The organism is Streptomyces qaidamensis (assembly GCF_001611795.1).
GTDB classification, from domain to species: Bacteria; Actinomycetota; Actinomycetes; order Streptomycetales; family Streptomycetaceae; genus Streptomyces; species Streptomyces qaidamensis.
The window spans coordinates 7563162-7581449 of the sequence record NZ_CP015098.1; the positions used below are offsets into that span (position 1 = coordinate 7563162).

The 18288-nt window shown below is 71.3% G+C and carries 16 protein-coding genes and 1 pseudogene; 8 read left to right on the forward strand and 9 right to left on the reverse strand.

The annotated features are described in order from the left end of the window. The first annotated feature begins 72 nt into the window (after window positions 1-72). Window positions 73-543, forward strand: coding sequence for an SHOCT domain-containing protein (locus A4E84_RS33175; RefSeq protein WP_062930076.1), 471 nt, complete (start codon window positions 73-75; stop codon window positions 541-543). Window positions 544-575: 32 nt separating this feature from the next. After that, complete coding sequence (locus tag A4E84_RS33180) at window positions 576-992, forward strand: DUF7144 family membrane protein (protein ID WP_062930077.1); 417 nt, start codon at window positions 576-578, stop codon at window positions 990-992. Window positions 993-1003: 11 nt separating this feature from the next. Here the strand turns inward: A4E84_RS33180 and A4E84_RS33185 are convergent, their stop codons facing one another. After that, window positions 1004-3049, reverse strand: a complete 2046-nt coding sequence (locus tag A4E84_RS33185; protein WP_062930078.1) for a SpoIIE family protein phosphatase — start codon at window positions 3047-3049, stop codon at window positions 1004-1006. Between the two features lie 152 nt (window positions 3050-3201). Here A4E84_RS33185 and A4E84_RS33190 point away from each other — a divergent pair, with 152 nt between their 5' ends. Both A4E84_RS33190 and A4E84_RS33195 read left to right on the forward strand, forming a co-directional pair. Further along, window positions 3202-4032: an alpha/beta fold hydrolase gene (locus tag A4E84_RS33190; RefSeq protein WP_418082273.1), complete on the forward strand. Its 831-nt coding sequence runs from the start codon at window positions 3202-3204 to the stop codon at window positions 4030-4032. Between the two features lie 287 nt (window positions 4033-4319). After that, window positions 4320-8216 carry a glycoside hydrolase family 2 TIM barrel-domain containing protein gene (locus A4E84_RS33195; protein ID WP_062930080.1) on the forward strand — a complete coding sequence of 1299 codons (3897 nt, stop codon included), beginning with the start codon at window positions 4320-4322 and terminating at the stop codon, window positions 8214-8216. A 20-nt stretch (window positions 8217-8236) separates the two neighbouring features. On the opposite strand, the gene A4E84_RS33200 is transcribed toward A4E84_RS33195, so the two are convergent. Continuing rightward, window positions 8237-8599: an ArsR/SmtB family transcription factor gene (locus tag A4E84_RS33200; protein WP_033309205.1), complete on the reverse strand. Its 363-nt coding sequence runs from the start codon at window positions 8597-8599 to the stop codon at window positions 8237-8239. Window positions 8600-8742: 143 nt separating this feature from the next. On the opposite strand from A4E84_RS33200, the gene A4E84_RS33205 reads away from it, so the two are divergent. The 3 genes from A4E84_RS33205 to A4E84_RS33215 are packed head-to-tail and all read left to right on the forward strand — an operon-like array spanning window position 8743 to window position 11453. Continuing rightward, window positions 8743-10212 (forward strand): AlkA N-terminal domain-containing protein, encoded by a 1470-nt coding sequence (locus A4E84_RS33205; RefSeq protein ID WP_062931702.1) that lies wholly within the window; start codon window positions 8743-8745, stop codon window positions 10210-10212. Between the two features lie 9 nt (window positions 10213-10221). Further along, the gene (locus tag A4E84_RS33210) at window positions 10222-10704 is read left to right on the forward strand and encodes a methylated-DNA--[protein]-cysteine S-methyltransferase (RefSeq protein ID WP_062930081.1); all 483 of its coding nucleotides are present in this window, start codon (window positions 10222-10224) and stop codon (window positions 10702-10704) included. A 35-nt stretch (window positions 10705-10739) separates the two neighbouring features. Beyond that, window positions 10740-11453, forward strand: a complete 714-nt coding sequence (locus tag A4E84_RS33215) for a bleomycin resistance protein (protein WP_062930082.1) — start codon at window positions 10740-10742, stop codon at window positions 11451-11453. On the opposite strand, the pseudogene A4E84_RS33220 reads toward A4E84_RS33215, so the two are convergent. From A4E84_RS33220 to A4E84_RS33230, 3 genes and pseudogenes are all read right to left on the reverse strand, one after another. Beyond that, a pseudogene (locus A4E84_RS33220) lies at window positions 11413-11640 on the reverse strand (NAD-dependent deacetylase); the annotation flags it as partial. The gene A4E84_RS33215 and the pseudogene A4E84_RS33220 sit on opposite strands and share 41 nt — an antisense overlap. A 168-nt stretch (window positions 11641-11808) precedes the next feature. Further along, window positions 11809-12303, reverse strand: a complete 495-nt coding sequence (locus tag A4E84_RS33225) for an NUDIX domain-containing protein (protein ID WP_062930084.1) — start codon at window positions 12301-12303, stop codon at window positions 11809-11811. Window positions 12304-12345: 42 nt separating this feature from the next. Next, window positions 12346-13416: an ADP-ribosylglycohydrolase family protein gene (locus A4E84_RS33230; RefSeq protein ID WP_062930085.1), complete on the reverse strand. Its 1071-nt coding sequence runs from the start codon at window positions 13414-13416 to the stop codon at window positions 12346-12348. Between the two features lie 264 nt (window positions 13417-13680). Between A4E84_RS33230 and A4E84_RS33235 the strand changes: the two genes are divergently transcribed. Further along, the gene (locus A4E84_RS33235; protein ID WP_062931703.1) at window positions 13681-14799 is read left to right on the forward strand and encodes a glycerate kinase; all 1119 of its coding nucleotides are present in this window, start codon (window positions 13681-13683) and stop codon (window positions 14797-14799) included. Window positions 14800-14892: 93 nt separating this feature from the next. Here A4E84_RS33235 and pssA read toward each other — a convergent pair whose 3' ends face one another. The 4 genes from pssA to A4E84_RS33255 all read right to left on the reverse strand — a co-directional run bounded on the left by pssA (window position 14893) and on the right by A4E84_RS33255 (window position 18283). After that, a complete protein-coding gene (gene pssA, locus A4E84_RS33240; protein ID WP_062931704.1) occupies window positions 14893-15675 on the reverse strand; it encodes a CDP-diacylglycerol--serine O-phosphatidyltransferase in 783 nt (260 codons plus the stop codon). Between the two features lie 58 nt (window positions 15676-15733). After that, window positions 15734-16390: a phosphatidylserine decarboxylase gene (locus tag A4E84_RS33245; protein ID WP_030843916.1), complete on the reverse strand. Its 657-nt coding sequence runs from the start codon at window positions 16388-16390 to the stop codon at window positions 15734-15736. Between the two features lie 172 nt (window positions 16391-16562). After that, entirely contained in the window at window positions 16563-17768 is a 1206-nt protein-coding gene (locus A4E84_RS33250) for an acyl-CoA dehydrogenase family protein (protein ID WP_062930086.1), read from the reverse strand. 2 nt (window positions 17769-17770) lie between these two features. After that, on the reverse strand, window positions 17771-18283 hold the full coding sequence (locus A4E84_RS33255) for a MaoC family dehydratase (RefSeq protein ID WP_062930087.1): 513 nt from the start codon (window positions 18281-18283) through the stop codon (window positions 17771-17773). Window positions 18284-18288: the final 5 nt, after the last annotated feature.

Here is an 18288-nt window from a genome sequence, read left to right on the forward strand (position 1 = left end):
GGTCCGGGCCGCGAGCACGCTGAGGACGGCACGCAACGGCTGCCGGGCGGGTGCCCGGGACGGAGGAGTGACATGAGTGCGCAGACCTACCTGGCGTACGACTTTCCACTGCTCAGCGCCTTCTGGGCGATGCTGTGGTTCTTCCTGTGGATCATGTGGTTCGTGCTGCTCTTCCGGATCGTCTTCGACATCTTCCGCGACGACTCGCTGAGCGGCTGGGCCAAGACGGGCTGGCTGGCGTTCTGCATCGTCCTGCCCTTCCTCGGAGTGTTCGTCTACGTCATCGCCCGCGGCAAGAACATGGGACGCAGAGAGATCGCGCACGCCCGCGAGCAGCAGGACGCCATGGACAGCTACATACGGCAGACCGCCCGGGGCGGCGACGACCGGCCCAGCAGCGTCGACGAACTCGCCAGGCTGTCCGAGATCCGCGCCCGCGGCGACATCACGGACGAGGAGTTCCGCAAGGCCAAGGACCTGGTCCTGAGCGGGGCCGGCCCGTCGGCACCCGCGCCGCACACCACCTCCACCTCCGGTCGCTGACCGCGCCGGACGCAGCAGAAACGAGGCAGCTTATGACCGCCACACACCCCACCCACGGGCGCAGGACGGCGAAGCACGGCCTGGCCACCGGCATGATGGTCTTCGCGGCCGTCATGCTCATGATCGCCGGGATCCTCGCCGTGATGCGCGGCATCGCGGCCATCGCCGAGGACGAGGTCTTCGTCTCGACCCCCAACTACGTCTTCGCCTTCGACCTCACCGGCTGGGGCTGGATCCACCTCGCCCTGGGCGTGGTCGCCGTGCTCGTCAGCATGGGCCTGTTCCAGGGTTCGGGCTGGGCGCGCGTCGCCGGCGTGGGCATCGCCGGACTCGTCATCATCGCCAACTTCCTCTCCCTGCCGGCCTACCCGGTCTGGTCGGTGGTCATGATCGCGATGTCCGCGTTCATCATCTGGGCCCTGTGCACCCCAAGCAGGGGTGATGCCTGAGCCGTCGCGGCTCAGGCCCGCGTACGGACCAGCAGCAGGGCCACGTCGTCGTCCGGTTCGGGACTCAGCGCGCTGAGCAGACTGTCGCTCGCGCGCTGCAGGCTGGGCCCCGCGTTTTCGAGCAGGCGGGTCAGCGTGTCGAGACCCGTGTCGATCGGCTCCGCGCGGTTCTCCACCAGCCCGTCCGTGTAGAGGGCGAGCAGGGAGCCCGGGGGGAGATCCACCTCCACCGTGCCGAACTCCACGCCGCCGACCCCGAGCGGCACACCGCCCGGCACGTCGAGGAGCTTCGCGCTGTCGTCCGCCCCGGCGAGGACCGGCGGCAGATGCCCGGCGCTGGACAGCTCGCAGGTGCCGCGCTCCAGGTCGCACACCGCGTACACGCACGTGGCGATCGCGTCACCCAGCGAGCCGGCGATGTCGTCGAGGTGGCGCAGCAGCTCGGCCGGCGGGAGGTCCAGCCGGGCCAGCGCCCGCGTCGCGGTGCTCAGCTGCCCCATGATCGCCGCGGCCTGGACGCCCTTGCCCATGACGTCCCCGACGACCAGCGCGGTGCGCCGCGGGCCCAGCGGCAGGACGTCGTACCAGTCGCCGCCGACCTCGCTGAGGGCCGGACGGTAACGGGCGGCGATGTCCAGCCCCTCCCGCTCGGCGGGCGTGCTGGGCAGCAGGCTGCGCTGCAGGGTCAGGGCCGTGCCGCGCTCGCGGCCGTAGAGGCGGGCGTTGTCGATGCAGATCGCGGCCCGGGCGGCGAGCTCGGAGGCGAGCACCTGGTCCCGGTCGTCGAAGGGGCGCTCGTTGACCGTGCGGTACAGCGAGAGCGTGCCGAGCACCTTGCCCCGGGCCACCAGCGGCAGCGCCAGGTAGGAGTGGGCACCGGCCTCGTGCAGGGCCTGGGCGGCCCGTGAGTCCCGGGCCAGACGCCGCAGCATCTTGCCGTCCACGCGCTCGACCAGGACCGGGCGGGCACTGCGCACGCACTGCATGATGACCCGCGACGAGCCGTACGTGGCGAGCTCACCCACCGGGTCGGCGGCGTGGATGGCGTCGGTGGGATAACCGGCGGCGACGGCCAGCGCCCGGAACTCGGCCGGAGCGCCGCCCGACACGGGCGTGATGGTGCCGCCTGCCACGACCGACTCCAGGACGTCCACGGCGGCCAGATCCGCGAGATGCGGCACGACCACGCCGGCCAGCTCCCGGGCGGTCTGCTGGAGGTCGAGCGTGGTGCCGATCTTCACGCCCGCGTCGGCGATCACCGACAGGTGCTGGCGCGCCTGCGCGACCTCGGCCGCGGCCTGCTGGCGCTCGGTCACGTCCAGCACGGCCATCGCCAGCCCGAGCACCCGGCCGTCGGTGTCCTCGATGCGGTGGTACGACTCCGAGTAGGCGCGGTCCTGGAGATCCGCCGCGGTACGCCCGACGGTCTGCTGGTCGAGGAGGGGTCTGCCGGTCTCCAGCACGTGCCGCATCCGGGCCTCGATGGCCGTCACGTCCAGATCCGGCAGCACCTCACCCACCCGGCGCCCCAGCACGGCCTCCTCGGGCATGCCGTTGATCCGCTCCAGCGCGGGATTGACCCCGACCCAGCGCAAGTCGTTGTCGAAGACGGCGATGCCGAGCGGGGTCTGGTTGACGAGGCTGTGCGAGAGGGCGAGGTCGCGCTCCACCTGCCGTACGGTCGTCGCGTCCGTGGCGAGTCCCAGCAGGTGGGGCTGCCCCTCGGGGTCGAGAAGACGCATCGTGCGGAACTCCACGGCGCGTTCCGTGCCGTCGCGGTGCCGCAGCGGGAAGACACCGGCCCACCGGGCCCCCGTGCTGACCTGGGCGAAGAGCTCCCTGCCGCGGGGCCGGTTCTCGGGGGAGACCAGGAGGGTGTCGGCGCGCTGCCGCAGGGCCTCCGCCGCGGTCCAGCCGAGCAGTTGCTCGATCTCGGGGCTCCACAGCGCGATGCGCCCGCCCGCGTCCAGGACCACGGCCGCGACCTTCAGCAGATCCAGCAGCCCGCCGGGCGCGGCCGTGACGGCGTCGCGGTCCGAGGTCGCATACCCGTTCATGCGAGCCGCTCCTTCCGGCGCGGCAAAGGTACCGCCATGATCTGTTGCTCTGGCTGTCCGATGAGGTCACATTACGGTCGGAGGAGCGGCACTGTCGCGCCGAAATGACAAAAAGCCGCGGGTGGGTGCTCGCGGTGGGAGGGAGCGGCATCGTGGAGGACTGGACGCTGCGGGAGAGCCTGGTCACCGGGTCGGGGACCGTGCGCTGGGACCGGCTCGGCGACCCCGGCGCAGAGCCGGTGGTGCTGCTGCACGGGACGCCCTTCTCCTCGTACGTGTGGCACGAGATCGCGCCCGCCCTCGCCGCCGCCGGGTACCGCGTGCACGTGTGGGACATGGCGGGCTACGGCACCTCCGGCATGCACGCCGGCCAGGACGTCTCACTGGGCGCCCAGGGCCGGATCTTCGCCGAGCTGCTCGCGCACTGGGGACTTCAGGAGCCGGCGGTCGTCGCGCACGACTTCGGGGGGTGCGTGGCTCTGCGCGCCCATCTGCTGCACGGGGCCCGCTACCGGCGGCTCGCGCTGGTCGACCCGGTGGCGCTGAAGCCCTGGGGCTCCCCCTTCTTCCGGCTGGTCGGGGAGCACAGCCGGGTCTTCGAGCAGCTCCCGGCGGCACTGCACGAGGCCCTGGTGCGCGAGTACGTCTCCTCCGCGAGCCACCTCGGCCTGCGTCCCGCCACCCTCGACGCCCTGGTCGGGCCCTGGACGGGGGAGGAGGGCCAGGGGGCCTTCTACCGGCAGATCGCGCAGGCCGACCAGCGCTACACCGACGAGATCCAGCCGCTCTACCCGACGATCGACCTGCCCGTCACGGTGTGCTGGGGCACCGAGGACACCTGGATCCCGTTCGTCAGGGGGCAGGAACTCGCCGCCCTGATCCCGGGAGCCAGATTGGTGCCCGTCCCGCAGGCCGGTCATCTCGTCCCGCTGGACGCGCCCGCCCGGCTGACGGGCGAGTTGCTCACCTTCCTCATGGCCTGAGGACGGTGTGGTCTGAGGACGGTGTGGCCTGAACACGGTACGGCCTGCAGACCGCTTGGCGTGAAGGCCCTCTGACCCCAGGGAACCATCAGGATCGCACAAAGTCCGACGGGGTCATTGCTTCGTTTGTGTTCGAGTCCTAGGGTGTGCCTGCTCAGCAGTTGCTCCGTCACCGTCAGTTGCACGGGTCCCAACAGAAACACCCATCAGGGGCGGGGCGTTGGGGCTCTCGTCTGACACGCCCTCAGTCCGTGCAGCACCCTGTCGAACCGAGGAAGGCCACGGTCATGCCGCACCCCCACTCGCACCCTTCTCCCGCCGACCGGCCGGTCGTCAGCCGCCGCCGACTGCTGGAGTCAGGAGCCGCCGTGCTCGGCGCGCTCGCCCTGTCCGCGTCGCCCGTCGCGGCACACGCGGCCGGCCGGCGCCCGGCGGCGGAGGGCCCTCCCGAGTGGAACGACGGCCTGAGCGTGTACCGGGTGGGCACCGAGCCGCCGCACACCACCCTCATGCCCTACGCGGACCTCGGGCAGGCCCTGAAGGGCGACCGCGAGCGCTCGCCGTACCGGCTGAGCCTCGACGGTACCTGGAAGTTCGCCTATGCGGACCGCCCCGACGACCGGGACACCGACTTCCACCGCACCGACCTCGACGACTCCGGCTGGGACACCATCCCGGTGCCCTCGGCCTGGCAGCTGCACGGCTACGACTTCCCGATCTACGTCAACATCACGTACCCCTGGTGGGGCCCCAACGGCCGGGGCGAGGATGCCCAGCCGCCGGCCGCCCCGACCCGCTACAACCCCGTCGGCCAGTACCGCCGCACCTTCACCGTGCCCCGCAACTGGCGGGGCCGGCGCACCTTCCTGCACTTCGAGGGCGTCAAGTCCGCCCACTACGTGTGGATCAACGGCGAGCTGGTGGGCTACCACGAGGACTCCTACACCTCCGCCGAGTACGACATCACCCCCCACCTCAAGCCGGGCACCAACCAGATCGCCGTGGAGGTGTACCGCTACTCCGACGCGGAGTGGCTGGAGGACCAGGACATGATCCGGCTGAGCGGCATCTTCCGCTCGGTCCACCTGTACTCCACGCCCAGCGTGCACCTGCGCGACTTCAAGCTGGACACCCCGCTCGGCGACGGCTACACCTCCGCCGACCTCAAGGTCACCGCCCACGTACGCGACTACGACGGCAAGGGCGGGGGCCGCTACACCGTCGAGACGCAGCTCTACGACGCCCGTGGCCACGCGGTCTGGTCCCGGCCCCTGAACCGTTCCGCCGACGTCCCCGACGGGGACGAGGTGACGGTCGAGGCGTCCAGAGCCGTCCCCGCGCCGAAGCTGTGGTCGGCCGAGCACCCGAACCTCTACACCGCCGTGCTCCGCCTGCGCGACCCCGCCGGCAAGGTGGTGGAGACCCTCTCGCACCGGGTCGGCCTCCGCGAGTTCGCGCTGAAGGACGGCCTGATGCGCATCAACGGCAAGCCGGTCTCCTTCCGCGGCATCAACCGCCACGAGATGCACCCCGTCACGGGCTCGGCCCTCACCCGCGCGCAGATGGTCGAGGACATCGAGATCATCAAGCGCCTCAACATCAACAGCGTCCGCACCTCGCACTACCCCAACAATCCGCTGTGGCTCGAACTCGCCGACGAGTACGGCCTGTACCTCGTCGACGAGACCAACCTCGAAACCCACGGCATCCGCGACGAGTTCCCCGGCAGCGGCCACCCGGAGTGGACCGAGGCCTGTGTGGTCCGCGCCCAGAACATGGTCCACCGCGACAAGAACCACGCCTCGGTGGTCATCTGGTCCCTCGGCAACGAGGCGGGCGGCGGCACGACCTTCAACGCCATGCACGACTGGATCCGCTCCTACGACCCCACCCGCGTCATCCAGTACGAGGGCGACGACCGCCCGGGCATCAGCGACATCCGCTCCGAGATGTACGACAGCCCGCAGCGGGTCGAGCAGCGCGCCAAGGACACCGGTGACACCCGGCCGTACGTGATGATCGAGTACTCCCACGGCATGGGCAACTCCAACGGCAACTTCAAGAAGTACTGGGACATCGTCCGCCGCTACGACGTCCTCCAGGGCGGCTGGATCTGGGACTTCGCCGACCAGGCCCTGAGCTGGCCCACCCCCGCGCGCAAACTGCTGACCGAGTCCGGCCCGGGCGCGCTGCGCGGCGAGGTCATGGCACCCTCGGGCACCTTCGACCGCGCCAAGGGCGTCTCGGGCGGCACCGTCTTCCCCCGTGACACCCGCCTCGACCTCACCGGCTCCCTGACCCTGGAGGCCTGGGTCACTCCGGGCGTCACCGGCGGCCATCAGCCCATCGTCGCCAAGGGCGACACCCAGTACGCCCTGAAGCAGACCGACAAGAACCTGGAGTTCTTCATCCACGGCGGCGGCCAGTGGGTCACCGCGAGCTGGGCCCTGCCCGACGGCTGGACCGGCAAGGAGCATCACATCGCCGGTGTCTTCGACGCGGACGCGGGGGCACTCACCCTGTACGTCGACGGCCAGGTGCGCGGCACCCGGACCACCACCCGCCGCCCCGGCGTCAACACCGCGTCCCTGTCACTCGCCACCGACATCGACAACCCGACCCGGGAGTTCAGCGGCACCATCCGCCGCGCCCGCGTGTACGCCCGCGCCCTGAGCGCCGCGGAACTGGCCTCGGACACCCGGGGGCCCGACGACGAGGGCGTGCGCTTCTGGTTCGACGCGGCCACCGCCGGCCTCACCGAGAAGCGCCCGCGCGACAAGACGTTCTACGCCTACGGCGGCGACTGGGGCGACAACCCCAACGACGGTGCCTTCGCCGGCGACGGCATCGTCCTGCCCGACCGCACCCTCACCGGCAAGTCCGCCGAGGTCAAGCAGATCTACCAGGCCGTCGACGCCACCCCGGCCGCGGGAGGCCCTGGCGCCGTCAGGCTCACCAACGAGCACCTGTTCACCAACCTCCGTGAGTTCGAGGGTCGTTGGTCCCTGATCGCCGACGGCAAGGTCGTCCAGCGCGGCCGGCTGACCCGCGACCAGCTGACCGTCGCCCCACTGAGCAGCAAGGACATCAAGATCCCGGTGCGGCTCCCGGCGAAGCCCGAACCCGGCACGGAGTACTTCCTCCAGCTCTCCTTCACCACCAGGGAAGCCACCAAGTGGGCCAGGGCCGGCTTCGAGGTGGCCAAGCGGCAGATCCAACTCGACGCGGGCAGCCCGGCCGTGACGCCCGCGCCGCTGCGAACCGTGCCCGCCCTCACCCACACCGACGGGGACAAGACCGTCACCGTGAAGGGCAAGGGCTTCGCCGTCACCATCGACAAGAGCACCGGAACCATCACCTCCTACGAGGCGGGCGGCACCCGGCTCATCACCTCCGGACCCGTCCCGAACTTCTGGCGGGCGCCCACCGACAACGACCGCGGCAACGGCCAGCACACCCGCAACCAGACGTGGCGCGACGCCGGAGCGAAGAGGAAGGTGGCCGACGTACGGGTACGGCCCCTGGACGACCGGGCCGTCGAGGTCACCTGCACCGGCACGCTGCCCACCGGCACGGAGTCCACGTACAGCACGACGTACACGGTCTTCGGCAACGGCGAGATCAAGGTCGACAACACCCTGCACCCGGGGGCGGCGAACCTGCCGTACATCCCGGAGGTCGGCACCCTGCTGTTCCTGCCGCGGGGCCTGGACCGGCTGCACTACTACGGCCGGGGCCCCGAGGAGAACATGTGGGACCGCAACAACGCCACCGACGTCGGCCTGTACTCCGGCACCGTCTCCGGGCAGTGGACCCCGTACCTGCGCCCCCAGGAGAACGGCAACAAGACCGACGTCCGCTGGGCGGCGCTGACCGACGGCAGGGGCCGCGGACTGCTCGTGTCCGGTGAGCCGCTGCTGGAGGTCAACGCCTCGCACTTCACCCCCGAGGACCTGTCGGTCGGCGCCCGCCACGACTACCAGCTCACCCCCCGGGACGCGGTGGTCCTGCGGCTCAACCACCGCCAGATGGGCGTGGGCGGCGACAACAGCTGGGGCGCGCACACGCACGACGAGTTCAAGCTGCTCGCGGGCCGCGACTACGCGTACACCTACCGGCTGCGTCCGCACACGCGCGTGAGCGAGGCGATGGAGGCCTCGCGACGGCCGACCGCCACCGCGTAGACCCTGTCAGCGGCGCCGCCTCAGTCGGCGGCGTCGCTGATGCCCAGTCGCAGGTGCTCCACGTGGTACACGGCCTGGTCGAGCAGCTCGGCGACATGGTGGTCGTGCAGCGCGTACACCACCGAACGGCCCCGCCGCTCGCCCACGACCAGGCCCAGATTGCGCAGCAGCCGCAGCTGGTGCGAGCAGGCCGACTGCTCCATGCCCACCTCGGCGGCCAACTCCGTGGCCGGCAGCGGGCCCTCGCGCAGCCGCGCCAGGATCAGCAGCCGGGAGGGCGTGGACAGGGCCTGGAGCGTGGTGGCGACCTTCGCGACGTTGTCCGCGTCCAGGCGTACGCGCTCGCCGGCGTCCTGCACGGGGGTGACGGCTCCATGACCCATGACGTCATCCTAGCGGCCCCACGCGAACACATGAATGAATCTTCATCCGTGCCCGTGGGGCGGTGCCGGGCGGGCACGTCGATGTCGGATTCTCGCCAGCCCCGCGCCGCCCGGTGCCGGATGCTGGACCCATGCAGATGGGGATGCACACCGACACCGAGCGCTGCGTGCGCGCCGTCCGGTCGAAGGACGCACGCTTCGACGGCTGGTTCTTCACGGCCGTCCTGACCACCGGCATCTACTGCCGTCCCAGCTGCCCGGTGGTGCCGCCCAGGGCGGAGAACATGGTCTTCCACCCCAGTGCGGCGGCCTGCCAGCAGGCCGGGTTCCGGGCCTGCAAACGCTGTCGGCCCGACACCACTCCCGGCTCCCCGGAGTGGAACCAGCGCGCCGACCTGGTGGCCCGCGCCATGCGGCTGATCGCCGACGGGGTCGTGGACCGCGAGGGCGTGCCCGGCCTCGCCGGCCGGCTCGGCTACAGCACCCGGCAGGTCGAGCGGCAGCTCCTCGCCGAACTGGGCGCGGGCCCGCTCGCGCTCGCCCGTGCGCAGCGCGCCCAGACGGCCCGGCTGCTCATCGAGACGACCGCCCTGCCCATGGCCCGGATCGCCTTCGCCGCCGGCTTCGCCTCGATCCGGACCTTCAACGACACGGTCCGCGAGGTCTTTGCCCTGGCCCCGGGTGAGCTGCGTGCCCGCGCCCCGCAACGGCAGGGCACGAGCACGCCCGGGGCGCTGTCCCTGCGGCTGCCGTTCCGCGCCCCGCTGAACCCCGACAACCTCTTCGGCCACCTCGCCGCGACAGCGGTACCCGGTGTGGAGGAGTGGCGCGACGGCTCCTACCGCCGCACCCTGCGCCTCCCGTACGGCCACGGCATCGTGGCCCTCACCCCCAACCCGGACCACATCGCCTGCCGCCTCACCCTGAGCGACCTGCGCGATCTGACCGTCGCCATCAGCCGCTGCCGCCGCCTGCTCGACCTGGACGCCGACCCCGTCGCCATCGACGACCAGCTCCGCACGGATCCGGTCCTCGCGCCGCTGGTCGACAAGGCGCCCGGCCGGCGCGTGCCGCGCACGGTCGACGAGGCCGAGTTCGCCGTCCGGGCCGTGCTCGGCCAGCAGGTCTCCACCGCCGCCGCCCGCACCCACGCGGCCCGTCTGGTCACCGCGTACGGCGACCCGGTCGAGGACCCCGAGGGCGGCCTCACCCACCTCTTCCCGGCCCCCGAGGCCCTCGCGGCGCTCGACCCGGACACCCTCGCGATGCCGCGCACCCGCCGCACGACCTTCACCACCCTGGTCCGGGCCCTCGCCGACGGCGACCTCCACCTCGGCGTGGAGAGCGACTGGCCCCGCACCCGCGAGCGGCTCCTCGCCCTGCCCGGCTTCGGCCCCTGGACGGTGGACGTCATCGCCATGCGCGCGCTCGGCGACCCCGACGCCTTCCTCCCCACCGACCTCGGCATCCGCCGCGCTGCCCGGGAACTGGGCCTGCCGTCCACCCCCGCCGCCCTCACCGCACGCGCCGGGGCCTGGCGCCCCTGGCGGGCCTACGCGGTCCAGTACCTCTGGGCGACCGACAGCCACCCGATCAACTTCCTTCCGGTATAGGGACGTCCGATGAAACAGCACACCGTGACCGACAGCCCGTACGGCCCCCTCACCCTCGTCGCCGACGACGGTGTCCTGTGCGGCCTCTACATGACCGACCAGCGTCACCGCCCGCCCGAGGAGACCTTCGGCACCCGCGACGACACCCTCTTCGCCGAGGCGGAGGAGCAGCTGAAGGCCTACTTCGCGGGTGACCTGGAGGAGTTCACGGTCGAACTCCGCCTGAACGGCACCCCGTTCCAGCGCACGGTCTGGGACGCACTGCGCCGCATCCCGTACGGCGAGACCCGCACCTACGGCCAGCTGGCCGGCATCCTCGGTGCCCCTGCCGCCTCCCGCGCGGTCGGCCTCGCCAACGGCCGCAATCCCATCGGCATCATCGTGCCGTGCCATCGGGTGATCGGGGCGAACGGGAGCCTGACGGGGTACGGCGGCGGCCTGGAGCGCAAGCAGCGCCTGCTGGACTTCGAACGCGGAGCCTCACTCTTCTGACTCCACGGCTCGTCAAATTTGACTAGAGTGGGGTCATGCCGGAGACGACGATCCCGATCCTGCCCTGCCGGGCCCTCCAGCCCGTCCTCGACTTCTACACCGCCCTCGGATTCGAGGTGACGTACCAGCAGCGCAGCCCCAACCCGTACGCGGTCGTGCAACGCGGCGGCATCGAGCTGCAGTTCTTCGCGATGAAGCAGTACGAGCCGGCCGTGTCGGTCAGCACCTGCTACGTCCTGACCGACGACGTCGACGGCCTCTACCAGGCGTTCCGGGCCGGTCTCAAGAAGACGTACGGCAGGATCCCCACCCGGGGGCTGCCGCGGGTCGGGCCGCTCAAGGACATGACGTACGGCGTACGGCAGTTCCTCCTGACCGACCCCGGAGGCAACTGCGTCCGCGTCGGGCAGCGCACTGGCGGGGAACGGCACCACGGGCCCGCCCCCGAGGAGACGTTCGCGCGGGCCCTGCACTTCGCGTCCCTCCTGGCGGACTCCAAGGGGGACCCGGCGGGCGCCGCCAAGGTCGTCGACCGGGTCCTGAACCTGCCGGACGAGACGCCGACGCGTGTCCAGCTGCTTCAGCTCCTCGTCCTGCGCGCGGACGTCGCGGCACGGCTCGACGACGGGGAGGCCACCGCCACCGCCCTCGCCCGGGCCGCCGCGCTCGACCTCACCGCGGCCGAACGCGACGAGGGCCGTGACGCGCTCACGCGCCTGGCGGACCTGCGGGGCTCGCTTCGGCCGTGAGTCCGCGCAGCAGCTCCGGCAGCGCCGTGCCGATGGGATCGCGGACGATCTCGTCGGCACGGTCGCCGTACGGCGTCGGCTCGGCGTTGACGATGATCAGCCGGGCACCGTGGTCGGCGGCGACACCGGCCAGGCCGGCCGCAGGCTGCACCTGGAGGCTCGTGCCGACGGCGACGAAGATCTGGCAGCCGGCCCCCGGTGGTCCGGGATCCCGGAGGCCGTGCTGATGCCGGCACCGTCGAGCGGGGCGACGAGGGGCTTGGCCATGTCACCGGGGGTAGGCCGGGCTGCGAGGCGGCGGCGAACGGTTATCGACCAGGACGCCGAGGGGTGAGGGAAGAGCGGCCGGGGCCGGTCAGAACACGCGGCGGCCGTTCTCCAGCTCCGCCGTGCCCGAGCCCTCCGCCAGGACGTCCAGGGCGGTCAGGACACGGCGGCTGTGGGCCTCCGGCAGATAGTCGGCCAGCTCCTCGCGCGGAACCACCCGCCAGGACAGCAGCTCCTCTTCCTGGAGGCGGATCGCCTTGAGCTCGTCCTCGCTCAGGACCCCGCCGTCGTACACGTACGCCACCAGCGGCGGACGGCCCGCGCCCTGCACCCAGTCCACCGTCAGCAGCCGGCCGAGCTCACGGTCGAGGCCGATCTCCTCGGCCGTCTCGCGCCGCGCCCCCTGGCGCGGTGTCTCACCGTCGTCGGACTCGACGGTGCCGCCGGGCAGCGTCCAGCCCTCCCGGTAGTTGGGCTCGACGAGCAGCACACGGCCCTCGCCGTCCCGGAACAGCACGGCGGCACCGGCCAGGACGCGGGGCAGGGAGGCGATGTAGGCGGCGTAGTCAGGAGAGGAGGTCATCAGTGCAGGGTAACCACCGCGTCCCGCCTCGCCACCCCGCGGTCAGGCCGCCGGCTCCGCCAGCCGCAGCGTCCGTTCCGCGAGTTCGCTGATCCGCACCCCGTCGTAGCCGAACACCGCGCTGCGGACCGTGTCCTCCAGCGGGGCCTTCCACTGGTCGGGGATGGCCGCCGCCCCGCCGAACACGCCGGCCACCGAACCCGCGGTCGCTCCGTTGGAGTCGGTGTCCAGGCCCCCGCGGACGGTCAGGGTGATGGTGCGGGTGAAGTCACCGTCGCCGTAGAGCAGGCCCGCGGTGAGGACGGCCGCGTTCGGGACGGTGTGGATCCACCCCATGCCGCCGGTCTCCTCGGCGACGGTGGTGAGCGTGTCCTCCCAGGACATCCGGGTGGCGTGCAGGGAGACCACCCGGCGCACCGTACGCGCGAGGCGGCTGCTCGCCGGGATCACGGCCAGGGCCTCGCCGACGGCGTGCCGCACGCTGGGCGCCGTGAACGCCGCCGCGATCAGCGCCGCCGCCCACATCGCCCCGTAGACGCCGTTCCCGGTGTGCGACAGCACCGCGTCCCGCCGGGCGAGCTGGGCCGCGCGGCGCGGGACGCCGGGGCAGGCCCAGCCGAAGATGTCCGCGCGGATGAGGGCGCCGATCCACTCCTGGTACGGGTTGTCGTACGTCGCCGTCAGCGGCGGCTTCAGCCCGTTGGCGAGGTTGCGGTAGGCGGCCCGCTCGGCGGTGAACGTCTGCAGAAACGGCAGCCGCAACAGCCACAGGTCGCCGACCTGCTCGGTGCTGAAGCCGAAGCCGTGGGTCTCCAGCAGGTCGAGGCCGAGGATCGCGTAGTCGACGTCGTCGTCACGGCAGCTGCCGTGGATGCGGCCGCGGACGCACTGGGGCCATTCGGGGCGCAGCGCGACTTCCAGGTCGCCGGTGGGCTCGGGCAGGTAGTCGGTCAGGGGGAGGGCGGCGGCCTGCCGGAGGTAGCGGTCGATGCGCTCGCGCGTCCAGAGCTCGCCCTGCTCGACCGGCTTGCCCAGCATGTTTCCTGCGATGCGGCCCGTCCAGCCGCCGAGGATGCGGTCGGTGACGTCTGTGTCGGTGTGTGCGGGGCCCATGATGATTGTCTACCCGTTTCACGAGGTGCCTACGGGGGTGGGGGTGTGCGGTGCGTTCGTGGCTGCGGGGCCGTCGTGGCCGGTCACGCGGTTCCCCGCGCCCCCGGAGCCCCGGTCCAGGGGCTGGGCACGTGCTGACGACGGGGGCGTCCTCCGGTTAAGGTCACAGCGGCGCGACTGGCCTTGACGTGCGTGAGGGCCCGGAGAGCAAGGGGAGTACAAGTGGCGGACGCTGCAGTGAGCGGCACCCGGAAGGCCGAGCGGGTGCTCGTCGCCGCGGACAAGTTCAAGGGGTCGCTGACGGCCGTGGAGGTCGCCGAGCGGGTCACGGCCGGGCTGCGCCGGGTCCTGCCGGAGCTGGAGGTCGAGGCGCTTCCGGTGGCCGACGGCGGAGACGGGACCGTGGCGGCGGCGGTCGCGGCCGGGTTCCAGCGCCGGGAGGTACGGGTCGCCGGCCCCCTCGGCGACGAGGTGACGGCGGCGTTCGCGCTGCGTGACGGCACCGCGGTCGTGGAGATGGCCGAGGCGAGCGGGCTGCAGCGGCTCCCCGCCGGGGTCTTCGCCCCGCTCGCGGCGTCCACGTACGGCTCCGGCGAGCTGCTGCGGGCCGCGCTGGACGCGGGCGCCGGCACGATCGTCTTCGGGGTCGGCGGCAGCGCCACCACCGACGGCGGCGCCGGGATGCTGTCGGCGCTCGGCGCCCGGTTCCTGGACGCCGCCGGGGAGCCGGTGCCACCGGGCGGCGGCGGACTCGCCGAGCTGGCCACCGCCGACCTGTCGGGACTCGACCCCCGTCTGGCCGAGATCGAGCTGGTGCTCGCGAGCGACGTCGACAACCCCCTGACCGGCCCGAAGGGCGCACCCGCGGTCTACGGTCCGCAGAAGGGCGCCTCACCCGAGGACGTGGAGGCCCTGGACAGCGCCCTCGCACACTTCGCGAAGGTGCTCCAGGGCCCGGCCGGTCCGAAGGCCGCCGCGTACGCGGCGGCGCCGGGCGCCGGCGCGGCGGGGGGCATCGGCTACGGCGCCCTGCTGCTCGGCGCCCGGTTCCGCCCGGGCATCGAGGTCATGCTCGACGTCCTGGGCTTCGCACGCGCCCTGGACCGCGCCGACCTGGTCATCACCGGCGAGGGCTCCCTCGACGAGCAGACCCTCCACGGCAAGGCCCCGGCGGGGGTCGCCGCCGCGGCCCGCGCCGCGGACAAGGACGTCGTGGCGGTCTGCGGACGCCTCGCCCTGCCGCCCCAGGTGCTCGGCCGCGCAGGGTTCCGCCGGGCCTACCCCCTGACGGACGCGGAGCCGGACGTGGCCAAGTGCATCGCCGAAGCGGGCCCGATCCTGGAACGGGTCGCGGAACGCATCGCCAGGGATTTCCTGACCTGAGCCGCGCGGTTCCCGCCGCCGCAGGCATGAAGAAGGCCCCGAGCTCAGCTCGGGGCCTTCATCGTCGTCGTGGCCTTCATCGTCGTACGGTCGCTACGGAAGCTGCGCCGCCCGCGCCTCGCGGCGGTTGTCGCGGAAGTTGTTCACCCGCCGAGCCGTCGCGAACAGCGGAATCACCGCGCCCGTGACCAGCTGGAGCGCGCACCCCGTCTGCAGGAGGAGCTGCCCGCCGGGCGCGCCGAACGCCCAGGCCGCCAGCAGACCCATGGACAGCACGATCCAGGTCAGCATCGCCACCGCGAGCCAGCCACGCGGCTTCGGGTACTCGACGCGGCTCACCATCAGCCACGCCGTCCCCACGATCGCCAGCAGCGTGGCCTCGAACGGCAGCTCCAGCAGCACGATCGCGACGACCGTCAGCGCACCGAACGGCGAGGGCATGCCCTGGAACGTGCCGTCCTTCACCGTCACGCACGAGAACCGCGCAAGCCGTAGCACCACCGCCAGCAGCACCACGATCGCCCCGACCGCCGCCACCCGCTGGTGGGCGTCGTTCGCGACCATGCCGTAGACGAGGACGAAGTACGCCGGTGCCAGGCCGAAGCTGATCAGGTCGGACAGGTTGTCCAGCTCCGCGCCCATGGGGGAGGAGCGCAGCTTGCGCGCCACCAGGCCGTCGAAGAGGTCGAAGACCGCCGCGCAGAGCATGAGGATGACCGCCGTGGCCGCGCTGTGGCGGGCCATGCCGGTCTCCTGGCTGCCCGTGAGGTGCGGGATCAGGATGCCGGTGGTGGTGAAGTACACCGCCATGAAGCCGCACGTGGCGTTGCCGAGGGTCAGGGTGTCCGCTATCGACAGGCGGAGGGAGAGGGGCATCTCCTCTTCCTCGTCGACCTCGTCCGCCTCCGGGACCCAGCCGGCCTTGGTATCCGGATCAATCACGGTCAATGCGAGTCACCCCAGCCACCGTCTTCTGACCGACCTCGACCGCGACCTCCACGCCCTCGGGCAGGTACAGGTCGACACGCGAACCGAAGCGGATCAGGCCGATCCGCTCGCCCTGCTCCACCTTCGTGCCCTGGGGCAGGTAGGGGACGATGCGGCGGGCCACCGCGCCGGCGATCTGGATCATCTCGATGTCGCCGAGCTCCGTGTCGAAGTGCCAGACGACCCGCTCGTTGTTCTCGCTCTCCTTGTTGAAGGCGGGAACGAAGCCACCGGGTACGTGCTCCACGGACGTCACCGTGCCGGCCAGCGGCGCGCGGTTGACGTGGACGTTGAGCGGGCTCATGAAGATCGCGACGCGGGTGCGGCCGTCCTTCCACGGCATGATGCTCTGCACCACACCGTCGGCGGGCGAGATGACCCGGCCCTGGGTGATCTCGCGCTCGGGGTCGCGGAAGAACCACAGCATTCCCGCCGCGAGCGCGGTGGCGGGAACGGCGACGGCCTTGGCGGCGCCGGAGCGGCGGGCCCGGGCCAGGCTGAGGGCTGCGGTGGCGACGGTCGGAAGGAGCCACGGCGATGCTCCGCGCGCGAGGCGTACGCCGGCCCGGCTGTCGCGAGGTGCAGAGGTTTGGCTGTGGGGCATGGATGACCTTCGTAGCGGAGATGATGCCGCACTCTGACGGGGGACGGCGGCTTTCCGGCGATCGTAGCGGCTCGGGGCCGTAACTGGGTAAGCCAGGCAGCCGAGTCGGCGGCAGAAGAGTGCTGACGGGGTGTGATCTTCTTCTCCAAGAAAACACCCCGTATCCGGACATCTAGCCCTGGAATCGATACTCTTCGAGCAGCCGCCTGCCGATGATCATTTTCTGGATCTCGGCGGTACCTTCACCGATGAGCAGCATCGGAGCCTCACGGTAGAGACGCTCGATCTCGTACTCCTTGGAGAAGCCGTAGCCCCCGTGGATACGGAAAGCGTCTTCCACGACCTCCTTGCAGTACTCGGAGGCGAGGTACTTCGCCATCCCGGCCTCCAGGTCGTTTCGCTCCCCGGAGTCCTTTTTGCGTGCTGCGTTCACCATCATCGCATGGGCGGCCTCGACCTTGGTAGCCATCTCGGCCAGCTTGAACTGGATCGCCTGGTGCTGCGCGATCGGCTTCCCGAAGGTGTGACGCTGCTGCGCGTACTGGACGCCCAGTTCGAACGCACGCTGAGCGACGCCGCAACCACGCGCCGCCACGTTGACGCGGCCGACCTCCACGCCGTCCATCATCTGGTAGAAACCACGGCCGGTGACCCCGCCGAGCACACGATCCGCAGGAATCCGCAGGCCATCCATGATGAGTTCGGTGGTGTCGACCCCCTTGTAACCCATCTTGTCGATCTTGCCGGGGATCGTGAGGCCGGGCCGGACCTCGCCGAAACCGGGCTCCTTCTCGACCAGGAAGGTCGTCATCGACTTGTGCGGCGCGGTGCCCTCGGGGTGACCTTCGTCACTTCTGACCAGGACGGCCACCAGCGACGACGTTCCGCCGTTCGTCAGCCACATCTTCTGGCCGTTGAGGACGTACTCCTCGCCGTCCTTCACCGCCTTCGACGTGATCGCCGAGACGTCCGAGCCGAGGCCCGGCTCCGACATCGAGAACGCGCCCCGGATGTCGCCGGCCGCCATGCGCGGCAGGAAGTGGTCCTTCTGCTCCTGCGTGCCGTGCTGCTTGAGCATGTACGCCACGATGAAGTGGGTGTTGATGATGCCGGACACCGACATCCACCCGCGGGCGATCTCCTCCACGCACAGCGCGTAGGTCAGGAGCGACTCGCCCAGACCCCCGTACTCCTCGGGGATCATCAGGCCGAACAGGCCCAACTCCTTCAGCCCGTCGACGATCGCTTGCGGGTACTCGTCGCGGTGCTCCAGCTCCGTGGCGACCGGAATGATCTCCTTGTCCACGAAGTCCCGGACGGTGGACAGGATCTCCTGCTGGACGTCCGTCAGACCGGCGGTCTGGGCGAGTCGCGCCATGGCTACTTCTCCTGCTCCCTGAGCTCGGGGCGGCCGGGCTGCTCGCCGCCGCGCTCCTTGATGTACGTCTCGGTCGGCACCATCACCTTGCGGCGGAACACGCAGACCAGCGTGCCGTCCTGCTTGTAGCCCTTGGTCTCGACGTAGACGATGCCGCGGTCGTTCTTCGACTTCGACGGCCATTTGTCGAGCACGGTCGTCTGGCCGTAGACCGTGTCGCCGTGGAAGGTCGGCGCCACATGCTTGAGCGACTCGATCTCCAGGTTGGCGATCGCCTTGCCGGAGATGTCCGGTACGGACATGCCGAGCAGCAGCGAGTAGATGTAGTTCCCGACGACGACGTTCTTGCCGAAGTCCGTCGTCTTCTCCGCATAGTTCGTGTCCATGTGGAGCGGGTGGTGGTTCATGGTGAGGAGGCAGAACAGGTGGTCGTCGTACTCCGTGACCGTCTTGCCCGGCCAGTGCTTGTACGTCGCCCCGACCTCGAACTCCTCGTAGGTGCGTCCGAACTGCATCGCGC

Bases quoted from the DNA above. Each gene is read 5' to 3' on its own strand.
- A4E84_RS33175 (WP_062930076.1), top strand. From the start codon at position 73: ATGAGTGCGCAGACCTACCTGGCGTACGACTTTCCACTGCTCAGCGCC.
- A4E84_RS33180 (WP_062930077.1), top strand. From the start codon at position 576: ATGACCGCCACACACCCCACCCACGGGCGCAGGACGGCGAAGCACGGC.
- A4E84_RS33185 (WP_062930078.1), bottom strand. From the start codon at position 3,049: ATGAACGGGTATGCGACCTCGGACCGCGACGCCGTCACGGCCGCGCCC.
- A4E84_RS33195 (WP_062930080.1), top strand. From the start codon at position 4,320: ATGCCGCACCCCCACTCGCACCCTTCTCCCGCCGACCGGCCGGTCGTC.
- A4E84_RS33200 (WP_033309205.1), bottom strand. From the start codon at position 8,599: ATGGGTCATGGAGCCGTCACCCCCGTGCAGGACGCCGGCGAGCGCGTA.
- A4E84_RS33205 (WP_062931702.1), top strand. From the start codon at position 8,743: ATGCACACCGACACCGAGCGCTGCGTGCGCGCCGTCCGGTCGAAGGAC.
- A4E84_RS33210 (WP_062930081.1), top strand. From the start codon at position 10,222: ATGAAACAGCACACCGTGACCGACAGCCCGTACGGCCCCCTCACCCTC.
- A4E84_RS33215 (WP_062930082.1), top strand. From the start codon at position 10,740: ATGCCGGAGACGACGATCCCGATCCTGCCCTGCCGGGCCCTCCAGCCC.
- A4E84_RS33225 (WP_062930084.1), bottom strand. From the start codon at position 12,303: ATGACCTCCTCTCCTGACTACGCCGCCTACATCGCCTCCCTGCCCCGC.
- A4E84_RS33230 (WP_062930085.1), bottom strand. From the start codon at position 13,416: ATGGGCCCCGCACACACCGACACAGACGTCACCGACCGCATCCTCGGC.
- pssA (WP_062931704.1), bottom strand. From the start codon at position 15,675: ATGCCCCTCTCCCTCCGCCTGTCGATAGCGGACACCCTGACCCTCGGC.
- A4E84_RS33245 (WP_030843916.1), bottom strand. From the start codon at position 16,390: ATGCCCCACAGCCAAACCTCTGCACCTCGCGACAGCCGGGCCGGCGTA.
- A4E84_RS33250 (WP_062930086.1), bottom strand. From the start codon at position 17,768: ATGGCGCGACTCGCCCAGACCGCCGGTCTGACGGACGTCCAGCAGGAG.
- A4E84_RS33255 (WP_062930087.1), bottom strand. From the start codon at position 18,283: ATGCAGTTCGGACGCACCTACGAGGAGTTCGAGGTCGGGGCGACGTAC.